Consider the following 17,718-nt stretch of genomic DNA (forward strand, 5'->3'; position numbering starts at 1 on the left):
AGATCGGGAGGAGTAGACTGACCCGGGCAGATTCAGAGAGGATGGTCCCGCAGCAAAGAATGATTTCTTTGACTGCGGTGGCTGTGAACCATCCACTGTCCATCAGTCGAAATGCACCCGTGAGCTGCACAGCCGAATCCAGCCCCGCCTTTGTCGATCATGACATGGGAAAACGTTAGGATAGGTTGTGACGATTGGTTTCCGTTACCAAACCGCTTGAGGGCTCATTCTATTTAAGAATGGACCGAGCAGAGTGGGACCGCGATAAACGCCTCTGCAGCTAAATGCTGCAGGGGCGTTTTTTGTTTAGGCGAGTGTGCAGTACACTACCAAAGGAACGCGCCGTCCGGTAAGCCGGAGGACGGGAACCTGAACAAGAGGGGAACGAGCATGTTCAAGAAGATCAGATCAGATATCCAGGCGGTGTTTGAAAACGATCCGGCGGCCCGAGGTTGGTTTGAAGTGGTACTAACCTACTCAGGGCTGCATGCGATATGGGCACACCGGATGGCTCATTTTTTATACAAGCGAAGATGGTTCTCGGTGGCCAGGTTCATTTCGCAGGTTAGCCGTTTTATGACAGGGATTGAGATACATCCTGGAGCTACGATCGGGAATCGGTTGTTTATTGACCATGGAATGGGCGTCGTTATTGGAGAAACATGTGAGATTGGCGATGATGTTGTTATCTATCAGGGGGTTACGCTTGGCGGAACAGGGAAAGAAAAAGGAAAGAGACATCCGACCATTGGTAATAATGTGGTTATCTCATCTGGAGCAAAGGTGCTGGGTTCATTTAGCGTGGGGGATCAAAGCAACATTGGGGCGAACTCTGTTGTGCTTAAGGAGGTCCCTTCCAATAGTACCGTGGTAGGTATACCGGGCAGAATTGTTAAACAGGATGGCCGACGGGTAGACCGCCTCAGTCAACAATTGCCCGATCCGGTCGTTGACTCCTTGCGTGGTATGCAAAAAGAACTTGAACGATTGCAGGAAGAAGTACGTACACTGCAGAATGCCCGTGCAAATGAGACTGTGCATGATACGTGATACAATAAATAAAGGCAGTATAGGATGAAAGGATAAGTGACCATGACGCTTCAGATTTATAATACGATGAGTCGTACAAAAGAAGAATTTGTTCCCCAAGAGCCAGGGAAAGTAAAAATGTATGTCTGCGGACCAACGGTATATGACTATATTCATATTGGAAATGCACGCCCGGTTATCTTTTTCGACACGGTTCGTGGATACCTGGAACAGACAGGACATGATGTAAACTATGTGGTGAACTTCACGGATGTGGACGATAAGCTAATTCGCAAGGCAGAACAACTTGGAACAGACGTTCCTCACGTCGCGGAGAAGTTTATTGCAGCCTATTATGAAGACCTTGAGGGATTGGGTATTCCCAAGGCAAGCAGCAACCCGAGAGTAACGGAAAACATGCCGCTCATTATTGATTTTATCCGTGAGTTGGTTGAAAAAGGTTTCGCATACGAAAATGGCGGTGACGTCTATTACCGTACAGGCAAATTCAGCGAGTATGGTAAGCTATCGAAGCAAAATTTACAGGAGCTGCAATTTGGAATCCGTGTAGGTGTGGACGAGCGCAAAGAGCATCCCGAAGATTTCGTGCTCTGGAAGGCTGCCAAACCAGGTGAGATCTATTGGTCCAGTCCTTGGGGCGATGGTCGACCAGGTTGGCATATTGAGTGCTCCGCCATGGCTAGGGAGTACCTTGGGGACACACTGGACATTCACGGAGGTGGACAGGATCTGCAGTTCCCGCACCATGAGTGCGAATGCGCCCAATCCGAGGTGTTAACAGGTAAACCACTTGCGAACTACTGGATGCATAATGGATTCATCCGGATTGATAACGAGAAGATGTCGAAATCACTCGGTAACGGTGTTCTTGTTAAAGATTTGCGGAATCAATATAAACGCGAAGCGATTCGTTACTTTATGTTGTCTACCCACTATCGTAACCCGTTGAATTTCACGGATGATACGATGGAGCAGGCACAGAATAGTGTGGACCGGATTGCGAATGCTGTAGGTAACCTGAACCATCGTCTGAGCGCGGTAACCGTAGATCAGGATATCACAGCAGCGTTTGCGGCAAGACTCGACCAAATCCGTCAGCAATATCATGAGAAAATGCAGGATGATTTCAATACTCCTGATGCGATCACTGCTATGTTTGAGTGGGCAGGGGAAGCCAATCAACTGTTACAGCAGGAAGTCGTCAATGCGGCAGACATACGTGCGCTCCTTGAATTGTTCAGTGAATTGAATGCTGTGCTTCGCATCTATACAGATGGAGAGCCAGAACTTCTGGATGAGGAAGTGGAACATCTGATTGAAGAACGTGTAGAAGCGCGCAAATCCAAAAACTGGGCAAGAGCGGATGAAATTCGTGATGAGTTGTCTGCACGGGGCATTCTGCTTGAGGATACGGCGCAGGGTATGAGATGGCGGCGCAAATGAGCGAAGGACATCCAAATACACCAAAACAACAGGAGCAGGTCACAGAGGGAGGCTGGTTCCCGTACCCTCCTTCCAGACCTGCGAGGTTGATTCCACCTATTGCACTGGCCTATATTGGTGATGCGGTATATGAGGTGGCTGTTCGTCAATATCTGTTGTCGAAGCCCAACATGCGTCCCAATCATCTGCACCGTAGTGCGACCGGGCTGGTATCAGCGAAGGCACAGAGCCGCATACTTACAACGATTGAGGCTGAACTGACAGAGGAAGAACGCGATATTGTCCGGCAAGGGCGGAATGCCAAGTCGGGTAGTGTACCCAAAAATGCCGATGTGTTGGAGTACAGACATGCCACGGCTTTTGAATGTCTCATTGGTTACCTCTACAGCAGTGGTCATCATGATCGCATGATTGAACTGATCGGGCTTGGCATTGAGCACGCGGAATAACAATCGCCAGCGCCGACAAAAAAATAGAAATTTCAACAAAACAACGCATTACAGAGAGGATCGAACAACGATGGAAGAAGAATGGATTGCCGGTAAACACTCCGTAACGGAGGCGCTGCGTTCAGGCCGGACCATTAATAAAATATGGATTGCCGATACAGCACAGAAACATCTGACTCAACCTATTATCTCGGAAGCCAAAAAACTAGGTATTGTCATTCAACACGTGGACAAGCGTAAGCTGGATCAAACGGTACCAGGCATTCAGCATCAGGGGGTAGTTGCACAAGCTGCACCTTACGCTTATGTGGAGGTAGAAGACATTCTTGCCGCAGCGAAAGCAAAGAATGAGCATCCTTTCCTGATTCTACTGGATGAGATCGAAGATCCTCATAACCTGGGGTCGATTTTGCGGACAGCAGACTGCACGGGTGCACATGGTGTTATCGTACCCAAACGTCGCTCGGCAGCAGTAACAGCAACGGTATCCAAAACGTCAGCAGGCGCAGTGGAGTACGTGCCCGTGGCTCGTGTAAGTAATCTTGGTCAGACCATTGATCGCCTCAAAGAGGAAGGTGTATGGGTTGTAGGGACAGATGTCACAGCTCATGAAGGTGTCTTTGGTAATGGAGTCTTTACTGGCCCTGTTGCACTGGTAATCGGGAATGAAAACAAGGGAATGGGACGACTTATTCGTGAGAAATGCGACGTACTGATCAAATTACCGATGCAAGGTCAGATTAACTCCTTGAATGCTTCCGTGGCAGCGGGTGTTGTCATGTATGAAGTGCTCCGCTCGCGTCAAGCGCAGGAATAGAAGGTATGGCTGATTCCCGTGATGTGCTTCTTGTAGACGGGTACAACATGATTGGCGACTGGCCGGAGTTAACCAAACTGGCGGAAAGTGGACTCGAAGAGGCACGCAACAGGCTGCTCTTTCGTCTTGCTGACTATCAGGCTTTCTCCGGCCGGCGAGTCATTGTTGTGTTTGACGCCTACCTCGTGCCTGGACTCGGTAAATCCTTTACACAGAGCAAAGTGCAGATCTATTTTACAAAGGAAAAAGAGACGGCAGACGAATGCATTGAGAGACTCGTTCGGGAACTAAGCATGCGAAGACGCCAAATCTATGTGGCTACGAGCGATATGGTAGAGCAACATGTCATTTTCGGACAGGGAGCGCTACGCGTATCTGCAAGGGAACTGCTCATTGAAGTTGAGCAGAACGAAAAAGAATTAAAAAAACGACTGGAAGAAGATCAGGCGAAGACCACGCGTAACACACTCGGGGGCAAGTTGAGTCCGGATGTATTGAAAGAGTTTGAGCGGTGGCGCCGGGAATAACAGTTCGTTTTTACAAAAATTAGAATATTGAAACTCTTGACATTTATGTTATTGATGTTCTTTTTTAGGCAGAGCGTGGTTGACGGTGTGAGGTACCATCATATATACTGATCCTATATTTCATAGAGTAGAGTAACGGGGTACCTTGCGTTGCAGCCGGAGGGATTGTCTGTGAGTGTCGACCTCAAAGATATCATGTTATCTAAGTATGATTACCAAAGTGACGAAGACATTGTCGAAGCTTTCCGTGAAGGCGAAAGCGAAGCGTTAGAGTTTTTGATTAACAAGTATCGTAACTTTGTACGCGCCAAGGCTAGATCTTATTTTCTGATTGGGGCAGACCGGGAAGATATTATTCAAGAAGGAATGATTGGCCTCTATAAATCCATTCGAGATTTTAAAGGGGACAAGCTGGCTTCATTCAAGGCTTTTGCTGAACTGTGTATTACAAGACAGATTATCACGGCGATTAAGACAGCAACACGTCAGAAGCATATTCCGCTTAATTCTTATGTATCTCTGGACAAACCCATTTATGACGAAGAGTCTGATCGTACGTTACTCGATGTGATTTGTGGAACCCAGGTCAGTGATCCGGAAGAATTAATCATCAATCAGGAAGAGTTTGTGGGCCTGGAAGATAAAATGTCCGAGATTCTAAGTGATCTGGAGCGTAAAGTATTGATGTTGTATCTGGACGGGAGATCTTATCAAGAGATTGCAGTAGATTTGGACAGACATGTGAAGTCCATTGATAATGCACTTCAGCGCGTCAAGCGCAAACTTGAAAAGTACCTGGAAGTTCGAGATAATTGAACACATGTTGTCGTTGATGGAAAAGGCTCGGTGTTTGAGTCTTTTTTTACTGTCTCAAGTTTATAAAATCAAAGAATGTTTATACTAGTAATCGCTCGGTCCGTATAGGAGAAGAGAAAAACAGAGATGCGAAACGAATGTACGTTGTACGGAAGTAATACCCAATGAATGAAAGGCTATTCTTTCATTGACATGGTTATACCCTTGTGATAAAGTGTTTTAGGTAGGCCTAAATTTATGGCTTTTTTTCAGGATCAATTTAGAGACTCTGCTTGAATGTGGAAGTCTTCGGGAGGTGTACATCATGCGGGTAATTATTACTTTGGCTTGTACTAACTGCAAACAAAGAAATTACACTACGACAAAAAACAAGCGTAATCACCCCGACCGCATGGAGATGAAGAAATTTTGCAAGTTTTGTAACGAGCAGACTTCTCATCGCGAAACCAGATAGTTTTTGGAGGTGTCGGCGTGAAACGAAGTTTCAAATCTCTGATTTCCTTTTTCTCAGAAAGCTGGGCTGAACTTAAAAAAGTTCGCTGGCCTAATCGTAAAGAGCTGACCAACTACACATTGATCGTACTTGGTACTGTTGTGGTTATGACGCTGTTTTTTTGGGTCATTGACATTGGCATCTCCTTTGTGATCGAAGCGATTATTTAAGAAGGGTTCCGGTGGCTTGATATGGAAAAAAGATGGTACGTCGTTCATACCTATTCAGGGTATGAGAACAAGGTCAAGGCCAATTTGGAAAAACGCGTCGAGTCTATGGGCATGGAAGACAAGATATTCCGCGTTCTTGTTCCTATGGAAGAAGAAGTGGTAAACAAGGACGGTAAGAAAAAAACCGTTATGCGTAAAGTTTACCCGGGTTATGTCTTGGTGGAAATGGTACAGACGGATGATTCTTGGTATGTTGTTCGCAACACACCAGGTGTTACAGGATTTGTCGGTTCGACAGGTTCTGGGTCCAAACCAACTGCTTTGTTGCCTGAAGAAGTGGAACAAATTCTGAAGCACATGGGCATGGTTGAACCTAAGCCGAAAATTGAGTTCGATATTAAGGAATCAGTGCGTATTAAAGTCGGTCCTTTTGCGAATTTCGTAGGCTCCGTGGAAGAAATTTTGGTAGACAAAAGCAAGTTGAAAGTGCACGTGAACATGTTTGGACGGGAAACACCGCTTGAGTTGGAATATACGCAAGTGGAGAAGATATAGTTTCTTCAAGTTTCTTGTGGGAGGGCTGCAAGGCCCGTTAACCACTATTTTGCAAGGAGGTGTCAATCATGGCAAAAAAGGTAATCAAAATGGTAAAACTGCAGATTCCAGCAGGTAAAGCAAATCCAGCGCCACCAGTAGGTCCAGCTTTGGGTCAAGCAGGTGTCAACATCATGGCATTCTGTAAAGAATTCAACGCTCGTACAGCTGATCAAGCAGGATTGATTATTCCAGTTGAAATTTCTGTATTCGAGGACCGTTCCTTTACTTTCATTACTAAAACTCCACCAGCAGCAGTTCTGTTGAAAGTGGCAGCTAAAGTTGAAAAAGGATCCGGAGAACCGAACAAGAAAAAAGTTGCTACTGTTAAACGTGATGCGGTTCGTCAAATCGCAGAAACAAAAATGCCTGACCTGAATGCAGCAGACGTTGAGTCCGCTATGCGTATGGTCGAAGGTACTGCCCGCAGCATGGGTATCACCATCGAAGACTAATTTTCATAAGAAACATGGCTTCGTAAAACCGGTCGATTCGCGACCGGTTGATGTGGGAGGTATATCCGCTAACACCACAAAGGAGGAATAAAACATGGCTAAACACGGTAAAAAATACCTGGAAGCTGCTAAGCTGATTGACAGCGAAGCAACTTACGAGCCTTCAGAAGCTGTAGAGCTTGTGAAAAAGGCAGCTACTGCAAAATTCGATGAAACAATCGAAGCGGCAGTTCGTTTGGGTGTAGACCCTCGTAAGCAAGACCAGGCTGTACGTGGTGTTGTTGTCTTGCCACACGGCACAGGTAAAACACAACGCGTATTGGTATTTGCAAAAGGTGACAAAGCGAAAGAAGCGGAAGCGGCTGGCGCGGACTATGTTGGTGATGCAGACATGATCAACAAAATCCAACAAGGCTGGTTCGAATTCGACGTCTGCGTAGCGACACCAGATATGATGAGTGAAGTAGGTAAATTGGGCCGACTGCTCGGCGGTAAAGGTCTGATGCCTAACCCTAAAGCCGGAACGGTAACTTTCGATGTAACTAAGGCTGTTCAAGAAATTAAAGCCGGTAAAATCGAATATCGTCTGGATCGTGCAGGTCAAATTCATGCACCGATTGGTAAAGCTTCTTTCTCTTCTGAGCAACTTAATGAGAACTTCAAAGCTCTCATGGAAGCTCTGAATCGTGCTAAACCAGCGGCAGCAAAAGGTGTTTATCTGAAGAATGTTAGTCTTTCTTCCACGATGGGCCCTGGAGCACGCGTGAACGCAGCAGCTTTTAGATAATATCTCTTGACAGGCTTGTCCTGTTTTTGATAAGATATAAAAGTTGTGAGTCCGAGTGACTGACCGTTGACATTTGAATATGCTTGCCGTAGACAGTAGGTGCCATTAGGCTTAATTTCCTGCCGAGGTGTGATTATAGAACTTAGAACGATGCAAATCGATGATGAGTATATATCAAGCCTTCGTGATTCTACGGAGGCTTTTCTTAATGGGATAAATTTGACCAGGAGGTGTACAGATTGGCAAACGCAAAAGTGATTCAAGCAAAACAAGAGTCCGTTGATGCAGTAACAGCAAAATTGCGCGAGAGCGTTACAACTGTTGTTGTTGACTATCGCGGATTGAACGTTGCCCAAGTAACTGAGTTGCGTAAGCAACTTCGTGAAGCAGGGATCGAATTCCAAGTGCTGAAAAACTCGTTGCTTCGCCGTGCAGCTGCAGCAGCAGAACTGACAGAACTCGATAGTGTTCTTACAGGTCCTACTGCAATTGCATTCAGCGCAGACGACGTTGTGGCTCCCGCTAAAATTCTGAACGACTTCGCGAAAAAGAACGATGCACTGGAATTGAAAGGTGCTATCGTAGAAGGTCGCGTAATCGGAGTACAAGAAGTTAAGGCGTTGGCAGAACTGCCATCCCGCGATGGACTCCTTTCCATGCTCCTCAGCGTGCTTCAAGCGCCAGTGCGCAACTTCGCGCTTGCGGTTAAAGCAGTTGCAGAAAAAGAAGAGCAAGGCGCGTAAGCAACTTGATCTAAACGCTGCTTAGGCGGCAAATGAATTAAAAAAATAATATTATATATGGAGGTTCACTCATGAGTAAAGAGCAAATCTTGGAAGCAATCAAAGGCATGACTGTACTGGAATTGAACGATCTTGTTAAAGCAATCGAAGAAGAATTCGGCGTAACTGCTGCAGCTCCAGTAGCTGCTGCAGGTGCGGGCGCTGCTTCTGCTGAAGCTGAGCAATCCGAGTTCGACGTAATCTTGACTAACGCTGGTGCTTCCAAAATCAACGTTATCAAAGCAGTTCGCGAAATCACAGGTCTTGGCCTGAAAGAAGCAAAAGAACTGGTTGACAACGCTCCAAAAGCACTGAAAGAAAAAGTTGCTAAAGAAGAAGCAGAAGCGGTTAAAGCTAAGCTTGAAGAAGCTGGCGCTACAATCGAAGTTAAATAATTTAGCTTTTATAAGCTAGATGAACAAAACAACAAACCCCTTGACTTATATCAAGGGGTTTGTTGCTGTAATTGTAAATGGAAAGTGAGTGAGGGCATGTCCAATCATTATTATTCGGACAAACCGCAAGTAGCGCATGATCGCAGAGCAACTGAAGCGGTTCTTCGCGGATTCAGTCTGCGATTCGTGACGGACGCCGGTGTGTTTTCCAAAAACGGAATCGATTATGGCAGCAGAGTATTGATTGATGCGATAGAGTTGCCATCAGGGGCTCATGTTCTCGATGTGGGTTGTGGATATGGACCGATGGGTCTTACAGCAGCCAAACTTGTACCGGACGGACATGTCACCATGATCGATATCAACGAGAGAGCCGTTGAACTTTCCAGGGAAAATGCAAAAGCGAATGGGATTAACAATGTTACCGTATTGCAAAGTAATCTACTGGCTGAAGTAAAAAAGCAAGATTTTGACGTTATCTTAACCAATCCGCCTATACGGGCTGGGAAAGAGACGGTTCATACTATTTTCGAACAGGCACATCGTCATCTGAAGGTAGGTGGTTCGTTGTGGATTGTCATTCAGAAGAAACAAGGGGCTCCATCAGCAAAAGCGAAGTTGGAATCTTTGTTTGGAAGAGTGGAAGAAGTGACGAAGGATAAAGGCTACCGGATTTTCAAAGCGATGAAATCGGAAGAGGATTCTACTAAAAGCTGAATCCGAGTTTGTAAAGTAAGCAGGGGATCATTTTTTTTGCAATAGGACTATTGACTTGAAATTCAGGTCGTGGTATTATTGTAAAATGTCAGTATTAAGATGCCCTACTTGGCTTTAGCTAACTAAAAATGTCAACCTTTTTTTACGCCGAACGGGCTTATTATGCCTACGTTTGGCGTATAATATGTACATTTTGGGCAAACTGGGGATAAGAATGTTTTGGAAAGACATCCGCCGATCAAAGTTGCTCTTTTTTCGAACGACATTTCGAGTAAGGGCTTTTCTTTATTTGTGGATGCATTGCTTTGCTCTGTATGTGTACCATTATAAGGTTACAAACAGAGGTTCGCAACGAAATTTTTAAAGTGAGTAGACATTGAGGGGTGAGTTTAAGTTGGCAGGACATCTTGTTCAATATGGTCGACGCACTCGGCGCAGTTATGCACGAATTAACGAGATACTCGAAGTTCCTAACCTGATTGAAATCCAACAAAAATCATATGATTGGTTTTTGGAGGAAGGGTTGCGCGAAATGTTCCAGGATATCTCGCCGATCCAGGATTTCACAGGCAACTTGATTTTGGAATTTATCGATTACAGTCTCGGTGAACCGAAGTATACAGTAGACGACGCGAAAGAGCGTGACGTTACTTATGCAGCACCGCTTCGGGTCAAAGTCCGGCTCATTAATAAGGAAACCGGCGAAGTCAAAGAGCAGGAAGTATTCATGGGAGATTTCCCGCTGATGACCAACACGGGCACATTTATTATTAATGGTGCGGAACGGGTTATTGTCAGCCAGTTGGTTCGCTCTCCTAGCGTTTACTTCAGTACCAAAGTAGATAAAAACGCCAAAAAAACGTATACCGCTACAGTTATTCCTAACCGCGGCGCTTGGCTCGAACTGGAGATGGACGCGAAGGATGTTGTTTACGTCCGGATCGACCGTACACGTAAAATACCGGTTACGGTTCTCCTGCGTTCACTTGGTTTTGGCACAGATGCTGAGATTCTGGATCTGCTCGGTAATGACGAATATATCCGCAACACACTGGACAAAGACAACACGGATTCCACGGAGAAAGCACTCATTGAGATCTACGAGCGTCTTCGTCCGGGCGAGCCACCAACATTGGATAATGCGAAAAGCTTGCTCGTAGCACGTTTCTTTGATCCAAAACGTTATGACCTTGCTAATGTAGGTCGTTACAAAATGAATAAAAAACTTCACATCAAAAACCGTTTGTTTAACCAACGCTTGGCTGAATCACTTGTTGACGCTGAAACAGGTGAAATCATTGCTGAAGCAGGCCAAATGGTTGATCGTCGTTTGTTGGATGAAATCATGCCATATCTGGAGAAGAGCGTTGGATTCCGCACGTATCACGTGGGTAACGGCGTTTTGGATGCCAATGATATCCCTATGCAAACGATTGATGTATTCTCACCAACTGAAGATGGCAAAGTGGTCAAACTGATTGCCAATGCAAACATTGACAAGTCCGTTAAAAACGTGACTCCGGCGGATATCATTTCGTCCATCAGTTATTTCCTTAACCTTCTGCAGGGAATTGGTAGCACGGATGATATCGATCATCTGGGTAACCGTCGTTTGCGTTCAGTGGGTGAACTCCTGCAGAACCAGTTCCGTATCGGTTTGTCCCGTATGGAGCGTGTGGTTCGTGAGAGAATGTCCATTCAGGATGCCAACGTCATTACACCACAGGCATTGATCAACATACGTCCTGTTATTGCATCCATTAAAGAGTTCTTTGGTAGCTCTCAATTGTCACAGTTTATGGATCAAACGAACCCGTTGGGTGAGTTGACACATAAACGTCGTTTGTCCGCACTCGGACCCGGTGGTTTGACGCGTGAGCGCGCAGGTATGGAAGTACGTGACGTCCATCCATCCCACTATGGCCGTATGTGTCCAATCGAGACTCCAGAGGGACCAAACATCGGTTTGATCAACTCCTTGTCAACGTTCGCCCGTGTGAATGAATATGGCTTCATTGAAGCTCCATATCGTTGGGTTGATCCGAAGACAGGTATTGTGACCGAGCAAATTGATTACCTGACAGCGGACGAAGAGGACAACTATGTCATCGCACAAGCGAATGCGAAGTTGAACGAAGACGGTACATTTGAAGAAGAAGCGATCATTGTACGTTACAACAAACAGTCGGATAACATCCTTACGATGCCGAGTGAGCGAGTTGACTACATGGACGTATCTCCTAAACAGGTTGTATCCGTCGCTACAGCGCTTATCCCGTTCCTTGAGAACGATGACTCCAACCGTGCACTCATGGGATCTAACATGCAGCGGCAGGCGGTTCCACTCTTGATTCCTAAAGCACCACTTGTAGGAACAGGTATGGAGCACAAAGCTGCAAAAGACTCTGGTGTATGTATTGTCTCCGATTATGACGGAATTATTGAACGTTCTTCTGCGAACGAGATTTGGCTCCGGCGTGTTGAAGAAGTGGACGGTCAGGAAGTTAAAGGCGATATCGTTAAATATAAATTACACAAATTTATGCGTTCGAACCAAGGAACATGCATTAACCAGCGTCCGATTGTCAAAAGAGGTGCCGCTGTCAAAGCTGGCGATATCCTAGCTGACGGTCCTTCAACGGAAATGGGTGAATTGGCTCTGGGACGTAACGTTGTTGTTGCCTTCATGACTTGGGAAGGTTACAACTACGAGGATGCGATCTTGCTTAGTGAAAAACTCGTTAAGGAAGATGTATACACATCCATCCATATCGAGGAGTATGAGTCTGAAGCACGTGATACCAAGCTCGGACCTGAAGAGATCACACGTGACATCCCTAACGTTGGGGAAGAAGCGTTGCGTAACTTGGATGAGCGCGGTATTATCCGCATCGGTGCTGAGATCAGTGCTGGCGACATTCTGGTTGGTAAAGTAACACCTAAAGGTGTAACAGAGCTGACAGCAGAAGAACGTCTCCTGCATGCGATCTTTGGTGAGAAAGCACGTGAAGTACGTGATACTTCCTTGCGTGTACCTCATGGTACCGACGGTATCGTAGTAGACGTGAAAGTATTTACCCGTGAAAACGGTGATGAACTGCCTCCAGGTGTTAACCAACTCGTTCGTGTATATATCGCTCAAAAACGGAAAATTTCCGAGGGTGATAAAATGGCCGGACGTCATGGTAACAAAGGGGTCGTGGCCCGCATCTTGCCGGAAGAAGATATGCCTTTCCTGCCAGACGGTACACCGGTTCAGATCGTTCTTAACCCACTGGGCGTACCGTCCCGGATGAATATCGGTCAAGTACTTGAGGTTCACTTGGGTATGGCCGCAATGCAACTGGGTATTCACGTAGCAACTCCTGTATTCGACGGAGCGAAGGAGTATGATGTCTTCGATACGATGGAAGAAGCAGGAATGCAACGTAATGGAAAAACCGTCCTGTATGATGGTCGTACAGGTGAAGAGTTTGAACGTGAAGTTACCGTTGGTGTCATGCACATGATCAAATTGGCACACATGGTTGATGATAAAATCCATGCCCGTTCCACGGGTCCTTACTCACTTGTTACGCAACAGCCATTGGGTGGTAAAGCCCAATTTGGTGGACAGCGTTTCGGGGAGATGGAAGTATGGGCGCTTGAGGCGTACGGTGCTGCTTATACGCTGCAAGAAATCTTGACTGTTAAATCCGATGATGTTGTTGGTCGGGTTAAAACATATGAATCCATTGTCAAAGGCGAGAATGTTCCTGAACCAGGTGTTCCTGAATCATTCAAAGTATTGATCAAAGAGCTGCAAAGCTTGGGTATGGACGTTAAGATTTTGAGTGAAGATGAGCAAGAGATTGAAATGAGAGAAATGGACGATGAAGATGACGCTGCGAGCGATAAGCTCAGCCTCAACCTTGAGGGTACAGAGGTCGGAGCGGAATAATTCGCTTCGAGCGCATGATGACCGGCGTTTTTCATCAGGCTCGCGTCTTGCTCCGGCTTCGGCCGGAGAGGGCGTAACCTAGATTACAGGAATTGGTTAAGGAGGGTTGCTCCTTGTTGGACGTCAACAATTTCGAATACATGAAGATCGGGCTTGCTTCCCCAGAGAAAATTCGTTCTTGGTCCCGCGGAGAAGTGAAAAAACCGGAAACGATCAACTATCGTACGTTGAAACCGGAAAAAGAAGGGCTGTTCTGCGAAAAGATTTTTGGCCCTACAAAAGACTGGGAATGTCATTGCGGTAAATACAAACGCGTTCGTTATAAAGGCGTTGTCTGTGATCGTTGTGGCGTCGAAGTAACACGTGCGAAAGTACGTCGCGAACGGATGGGCCATATTGAGCTCGCTGCTCCGGTATCGCATATCTGGTACTTCAAAGGTATTCCGAGCCGTATGGGTCTTGCTCTGGATATGTCTCCAAGATCTCTTGAAGAGATTATCTACTTTGCATCATATGTTGTAACGGATCCAGGAGAAACTCCACTGGAGAAAAAACAGCTGTTGTCCGAGAAAGAATACCGCAGCTACCGTGAAAAATACGGTTATGGTTTCCAGGCAGGCATGGGCGCAGAAGCGGTTAAAAAACTGCTTCAAGATCTTGACATAGATAAAGAGCTCGAGTTCCTGAAAGAAGAGCTCCGGACTGCGCAAGGACAACGTCGTAATCGTGCAATTAAACGTCTGGAAGTTATCGAAGCTTTCCGTAACTCTGGCAACAAGCCAGAGTGGATGATCATGGATGTACTTCCTGTTATCCCACCGGAACTTCGTCCAATGGTACAGTTGGACGGTGGACGTTTTGCAACGTCTGACTTGAATGACTTGTATCGCCGTGTAATTAACCGGAATAACCGTCTGAAACGTCTTCTTGATCTGGGCGCGCCAGATATTATCGTGCAAAATGAAAAACGGATGTTGCAGGAAGCTGTTGACGCATTGATCGATAATGGTCGTCGCGGTCGCCCGGTAACGGGTCCTGGTAACCGTCCATTGAAATCCCTCAGCCACATGCTGAAAGGTAAACAAGGACGTTTCCGTCAGAACTTGCTCGGTAAACGGGTTGACTACTCTGGTCGTTCCGTTATCGTTGTCGGACCTTATCTGAAAATGTATCAGTGTGGTCTGCCAAAAGATATGGCACTTGAATTGTTCAAGCCTTTCGTTATGAAAGAGCTTGTAAATAAAGGGCTTGCCCACAATATCAAGAGCGCGAAACGTAAAGTTGAGCGTGTAAGTCCTGAAGTATGGGATGTTCTTGAAGAAGTAATCAAGGAGCATCCGGTTCTGTTGAACCGTGCCCCTACGCTTCACAGACTCGGTATTCAAGCGTTTGAACCGATTCTCGTTGAAGGTAAAGCAATTCGTCTTCACCCACTCGTATGTACGGCATACAATGCCGACTTTGACGGTGACCAAATGGCCGTGCACGTTCCGTTGTCCGCTGAAGCTCAAGCGGAAGCACGTATTCTGATGCTTGCATCAGGAAACATTTTGAACCCGAAAGACGGTAAACCGGTTGTTACTCCTTCTCAGGATATGGTGCTTGGTTCTTATTACCTCACTATGGACAACAAAGAAGAAAAGGGCACAGGTATGATCCTGCGTACAGTGAACGAAGCTGTGTCGGCATACCAACGTGGTACTGCTGGTCTGCACGCTCGTGTAGCTATTCCGGTTAAGGCGCTTGGTAAAACAAGCTTCACGGAAGAGCAACAAGAAGGAATGTTGCTGACTACTATCGGTAAAATTATCTTCAATGAAATTTTCCCGGCAAGCTTCCCGTATATCAATGATGCGACTCGTGCGAACTTGTACCAAGGTACTGCAGATCACTCATTTGTATATGAAAAAGGTGCTGACCTCAGAGAGGCTATTATGAATGCTCCTCTGGCTGGCGGTGTCGGCAAAGAATATCTCGGTTCCATCATTGCACGTTGTTTCGAAATTTATCACACAACGGAAACAGCCGTTATTTTGGATAAAATCAAACAACTTGGATTCACATATTCTACCCGTGCCGGTATCACGGTTGCGGTATCTGATGTTATCGTTCCGCCTGAGAAGTTTGAAATTCTTAGACAGTCTGAGGATAAAGCACAAATCGTTACGAATCAGTACCGTCGTGGTCTGATTACGAATGAAGAGCGCTATGACCGTATCATTGATATCTGGTCAAAATCCAAAGATGACATCACTGAGATTCTGATGAAGTCCATGGACCGTTACAACTCGATCATGATGATGGTAGACTCCAAAGCACGGGGTAACAAATCGCAAATCACCCAATTGGGCGGTATGCGTGGTCTGATGGCCAACCCGTCTGGTCGAATCATCGAACTCCCAATCAAATCGAACTTCCGTGAAGGTCTGACAGTGCTCGAGTACTTTATCTCCACTCACGGAGCGCGTAAAGGTTTGGCGGATACAGCCCTGCGTACAGCCGATTCAGGTTACCTGACTCGTCGTCTCGTAGACGTAGCCCAAGATGTAATCGTGCGTGATGATGATTGTGGTACAGATAAAGGCTTTACGGTAAGTCGTATCCAGGATGGTAAAGAGGTTATTGAAGATCTCTATGACCGTATTGAAGGCAGATACTGCTTCGAGACAGTTCGTCATCCGGAAACGAAAGAAATCATTGCAGGTCGTAATGAATTGATTGACTCCGACAAAGCAGAGGCAATCATCAAAGCGGGCGTAACCAAATTGCAAATCCGTTCCGTACTCAGCTGCCGTGCAAGTCATGGTGTCTGCAAGAAGTGTTACGGTCGTAACCTTGCGACAGGTAAACATGTGGAGATCGGTGAAGCAGTTGGTATTATTGCAGCACAATCCATTGGTGAGCCAGGAACACAGTTGACAATGCGTACGTTCCACACCGGCGGTGTAGCCGGAGACGATATTACGCAAGGTTTGCCGCGTATCCAGGAGTTGTTTGAAGCTCGTAATCCTAAAGGTCAAGCAACGATCAGTGAAATTGATGGTGTAGTTAAAGAGATTCGCGAAGCGAAAGATCGTCGTGAAATTGAAATTCAAGGTGAAGCGGAGTCCAAAGTATACTCTGTTACCTACGGTTCCCGTGTGCGCGTAAGCGAAGGCATGGAAATTGAAGCTGGTGATGAGTTGACAGACGGTTCCATCGATCCAAAAGAAATGCTGCGCATTAAAGGCGTACGTGGCGTACAAAACTACATTTTGCAGGAAGTACAGCGCGTATACCGTAACCAAGGCGTAGAAATCAATGACAAACACGTTGAAGTTATGATCCGTCAAATGCTGCGTAAAATCCGCATCGTAGATGCAGGGGATACAACGCTGTTGCCAGGGTCGTTCGTAGATACGCATGAGTACGAAAGAGCTAACAAAATTGCGATTCTTAGTGATAAAGAGCCAGCGGTTGCTAAACCAATCCTGCTCGGTATTACGAAAGCATCCCTGGAAACAGACTCGTTCCTCTCAGCGGCTTCGTTCCAAGAAACTACACGTGTACTGACAGATGCAGCGATCAAAGGTAAAGTCGATCAGTTGCTTGGTCTGAAGGAAAATGTAATCATCGGTAAATTGATCCCTGCAGGTACAGGTATGCACCGTTACCGCAGCATCAAGTTTGCTGAGCCAGAAGATGGCCAATCTTCAGTAGAAGAACTCGAGCCAGTTTCGGTTGATTAAATAGATTTCTTCTCATTTAGAGGGGAATGAAAGTTTTGTGCGTCAGGAGGCGGACGCTTGTATAGTGCAGGCGGACGAATCCTGATGTACGTAAACTTTTATAAAATCTTTTAGGATTAGCATTGACAATGCTTGCGCTAGATGCTAATATATCAAAGGTGCGTGGGCAGCTGATTGTACATGGTTCTATTCGGAGGAATGCACAATGTCTAATGAAAAAGCCTTGCAAGATGCTCATGTCAAAATAGGTACCAAACAGACCATGCGGATGGTGCAGACAGGTATGGCTTCTGAAGTCTATGTCGCAGAAGATAGTGATCCGCAGCTCACTTCCAAAATCATTGCTTTGTGTGAACAACACAATGTAAAGTACACGAAAGTGGATACAATGAAAAATCTCGGCAAAGCTTGCGGGATTGGAGTGGGAGCAGCTATGGCTGCTGTCGTAAAATGATAGTGTAAGGAACGTTTTTGTCCGAGAACTTTTAAGGATTCTCCAAGGCAAAAACTTTTCATTTGTCTTTTTATGAACCGCCTGGGTCTGTGGACTTAGCG

At 46.0% G+C, this 17,718-nt stretch carries 17 protein-coding genes and 1 other annotated feature; all 17 genes read left to right on the forward strand.

The window, feature by feature from the left end:
* Positions 1-390 precede the first annotated feature (390 nt).
* The 17 genes from cysE (at position 391) to MKY73_RS02120 (ending at position 17,617) form a co-directional block, all read left to right on the forward strand.
* Positions 391-1,050 carry a serine O-acetyltransferase gene (cysE, locus tag MKY73_RS02040; protein ID WP_339238019.1) on the forward strand — a complete coding sequence of 220 codons (660 nt, stop codon included), beginning with the start codon at positions 391-393 and terminating at the stop codon, positions 1,048-1,050.
* 42 nt (positions 1,051-1,092) lie between these two features.
* Positions 1,093-2,493, forward strand: a complete 1,401-nt coding sequence (gene cysS, locus MKY73_RS02045; protein WP_339305449.1) for a cysteine--tRNA ligase — start codon at positions 1,093-1,095, stop codon at positions 2,491-2,493.
* Positions 2,490-2,942, forward strand: coding sequence for a ribonuclease III domain-containing protein (locus tag MKY73_RS02050; RefSeq protein WP_339305450.1), 453 nt, complete (start codon positions 2,490-2,492; stop codon positions 2,940-2,942). The genes cysS and MKY73_RS02050 overlap by 4 nt, the downstream gene beginning before the upstream one ends.
* Before the next feature lie 70 nt (positions 2,943-3,012).
* On the forward strand, positions 3,013-3,759 hold the full coding sequence (gene rlmB / locus MKY73_RS02055; protein WP_339238014.1) for a 23S rRNA (guanosine(2251)-2'-O)-methyltransferase RlmB: 747 nt from the start codon (positions 3,013-3,015) through the stop codon (positions 3,757-3,759).
* A 5-nt stretch (positions 3,760-3,764) separates the two neighbouring features.
* A complete protein-coding gene (locus tag MKY73_RS02060; protein ID WP_036607162.1) occupies positions 3,765-4,286 on the forward strand; it encodes an NYN domain-containing protein in 522 nt (173 codons plus the stop codon).
* Between the two features lie 171 nt (positions 4,287-4,457).
* Positions 4,458-5,102 (forward strand): RNA polymerase sporulation sigma factor SigH, encoded by a 645-nt coding sequence (sigH, locus tag MKY73_RS02065; RefSeq protein WP_017692059.1) that lies wholly within the window; start codon positions 4,458-4,460, stop codon positions 5,100-5,102.
* A 304-nt stretch (positions 5,103-5,406) separates the two neighbouring features.
* Complete coding sequence (gene rpmG / locus MKY73_RS02070; RefSeq protein ID WP_072735843.1) at positions 5,407-5,556, forward strand: 50S ribosomal protein L33; 150 nt, start codon at positions 5,407-5,409, stop codon at positions 5,554-5,556.
* A 17-nt stretch (positions 5,557-5,573) separates the two neighbouring features.
* Positions 5,574-5,765: a preprotein translocase subunit SecE gene (secE, locus tag MKY73_RS02075; RefSeq protein WP_017692060.1), complete on the forward strand. Its 192-nt coding sequence runs from the start codon at positions 5,574-5,576 to the stop codon at positions 5,763-5,765.
* A gap of 21 nt (positions 5,766-5,786) precedes the next feature.
* On the forward strand, positions 5,787-6,320 hold the full coding sequence (gene nusG, locus MKY73_RS02080; protein ID WP_024633599.1) for a transcription termination/antitermination protein NusG: 534 nt from the start codon (positions 5,787-5,789) through the stop codon (positions 6,318-6,320).
* Between the two features lie 68 nt (positions 6,321-6,388).
* Positions 6,389-6,814: a 50S ribosomal protein L11 gene (gene rplK, locus MKY73_RS02085; RefSeq protein ID WP_017692062.1), complete on the forward strand. Its 426-nt coding sequence runs from the start codon at positions 6,389-6,391 to the stop codon at positions 6,812-6,814.
* A 94-nt stretch (positions 6,815-6,908) separates the two neighbouring features.
* On the forward strand, positions 6,909-7,601 hold the full coding sequence (gene rplA / locus MKY73_RS02090) for a 50S ribosomal protein L1 (RefSeq protein ID WP_017692063.1): 693 nt from the start codon (positions 6,909-6,911) through the stop codon (positions 7,599-7,601).
* Between the two features lie 68 nt (positions 7,602-7,669).
* Positions 7,670-7,817, forward strand: a sequence feature (ribosomal protein L10 leader region).
* Between the two features lie 23 nt (positions 7,818-7,840).
* Positions 7,841-8,344, forward strand: coding sequence for a 50S ribosomal protein L10 (rplJ, locus tag MKY73_RS02095; protein ID WP_278298115.1), 504 nt, complete (start codon positions 7,841-7,843; stop codon positions 8,342-8,344).
* Positions 8,345-8,415: 71 nt separating this feature from the next.
* On the forward strand, positions 8,416-8,778 hold the full coding sequence (gene rplL / locus MKY73_RS02100; protein ID WP_278298116.1) for a 50S ribosomal protein L7/L12: 363 nt from the start codon (positions 8,416-8,418) through the stop codon (positions 8,776-8,778).
* Positions 8,779-8,874: 96 nt separating this feature from the next.
* Entirely contained in the window at positions 8,875-9,495 is a 621-nt protein-coding gene (locus tag MKY73_RS02105; RefSeq protein ID WP_339305451.1) for a class I SAM-dependent methyltransferase, read from the forward strand.
* A gap of 394 nt (positions 9,496-9,889) precedes the next feature.
* Complete coding sequence (gene rpoB, locus MKY73_RS02110; protein WP_091039164.1) at positions 9,890-13,435, forward strand: DNA-directed RNA polymerase subunit beta; 3,546 nt, start codon at positions 9,890-9,892, stop codon at positions 13,433-13,435.
* 113 nt (positions 13,436-13,548) lie between these two features.
* Positions 13,549-17,163 carry a DNA-directed RNA polymerase subunit beta' gene (gene rpoC, locus MKY73_RS02115; protein ID WP_339238005.1) on the forward strand — a complete coding sequence of 1,205 codons (3,615 nt, stop codon included), beginning with the start codon at positions 13,549-13,551 and terminating at the stop codon, positions 17,161-17,163.
* Between the two features lie 205 nt (positions 17,164-17,368).
* Positions 17,369-17,617, forward strand: coding sequence for a ribosomal L7Ae/L30e/S12e/Gadd45 family protein (locus MKY73_RS02120; protein ID WP_047841123.1), 249 nt, complete (start codon positions 17,369-17,371; stop codon positions 17,615-17,617).
* Positions 17,618-17,718: the final 101 nt, after the last annotated feature.

This window comes from Paenibacillus sp. FSL R5-0519, assembly GCF_037974275.1.
Classification (GTDB): Bacteria; Bacillota; Bacilli; order Paenibacillales; family Paenibacillaceae; genus Paenibacillus.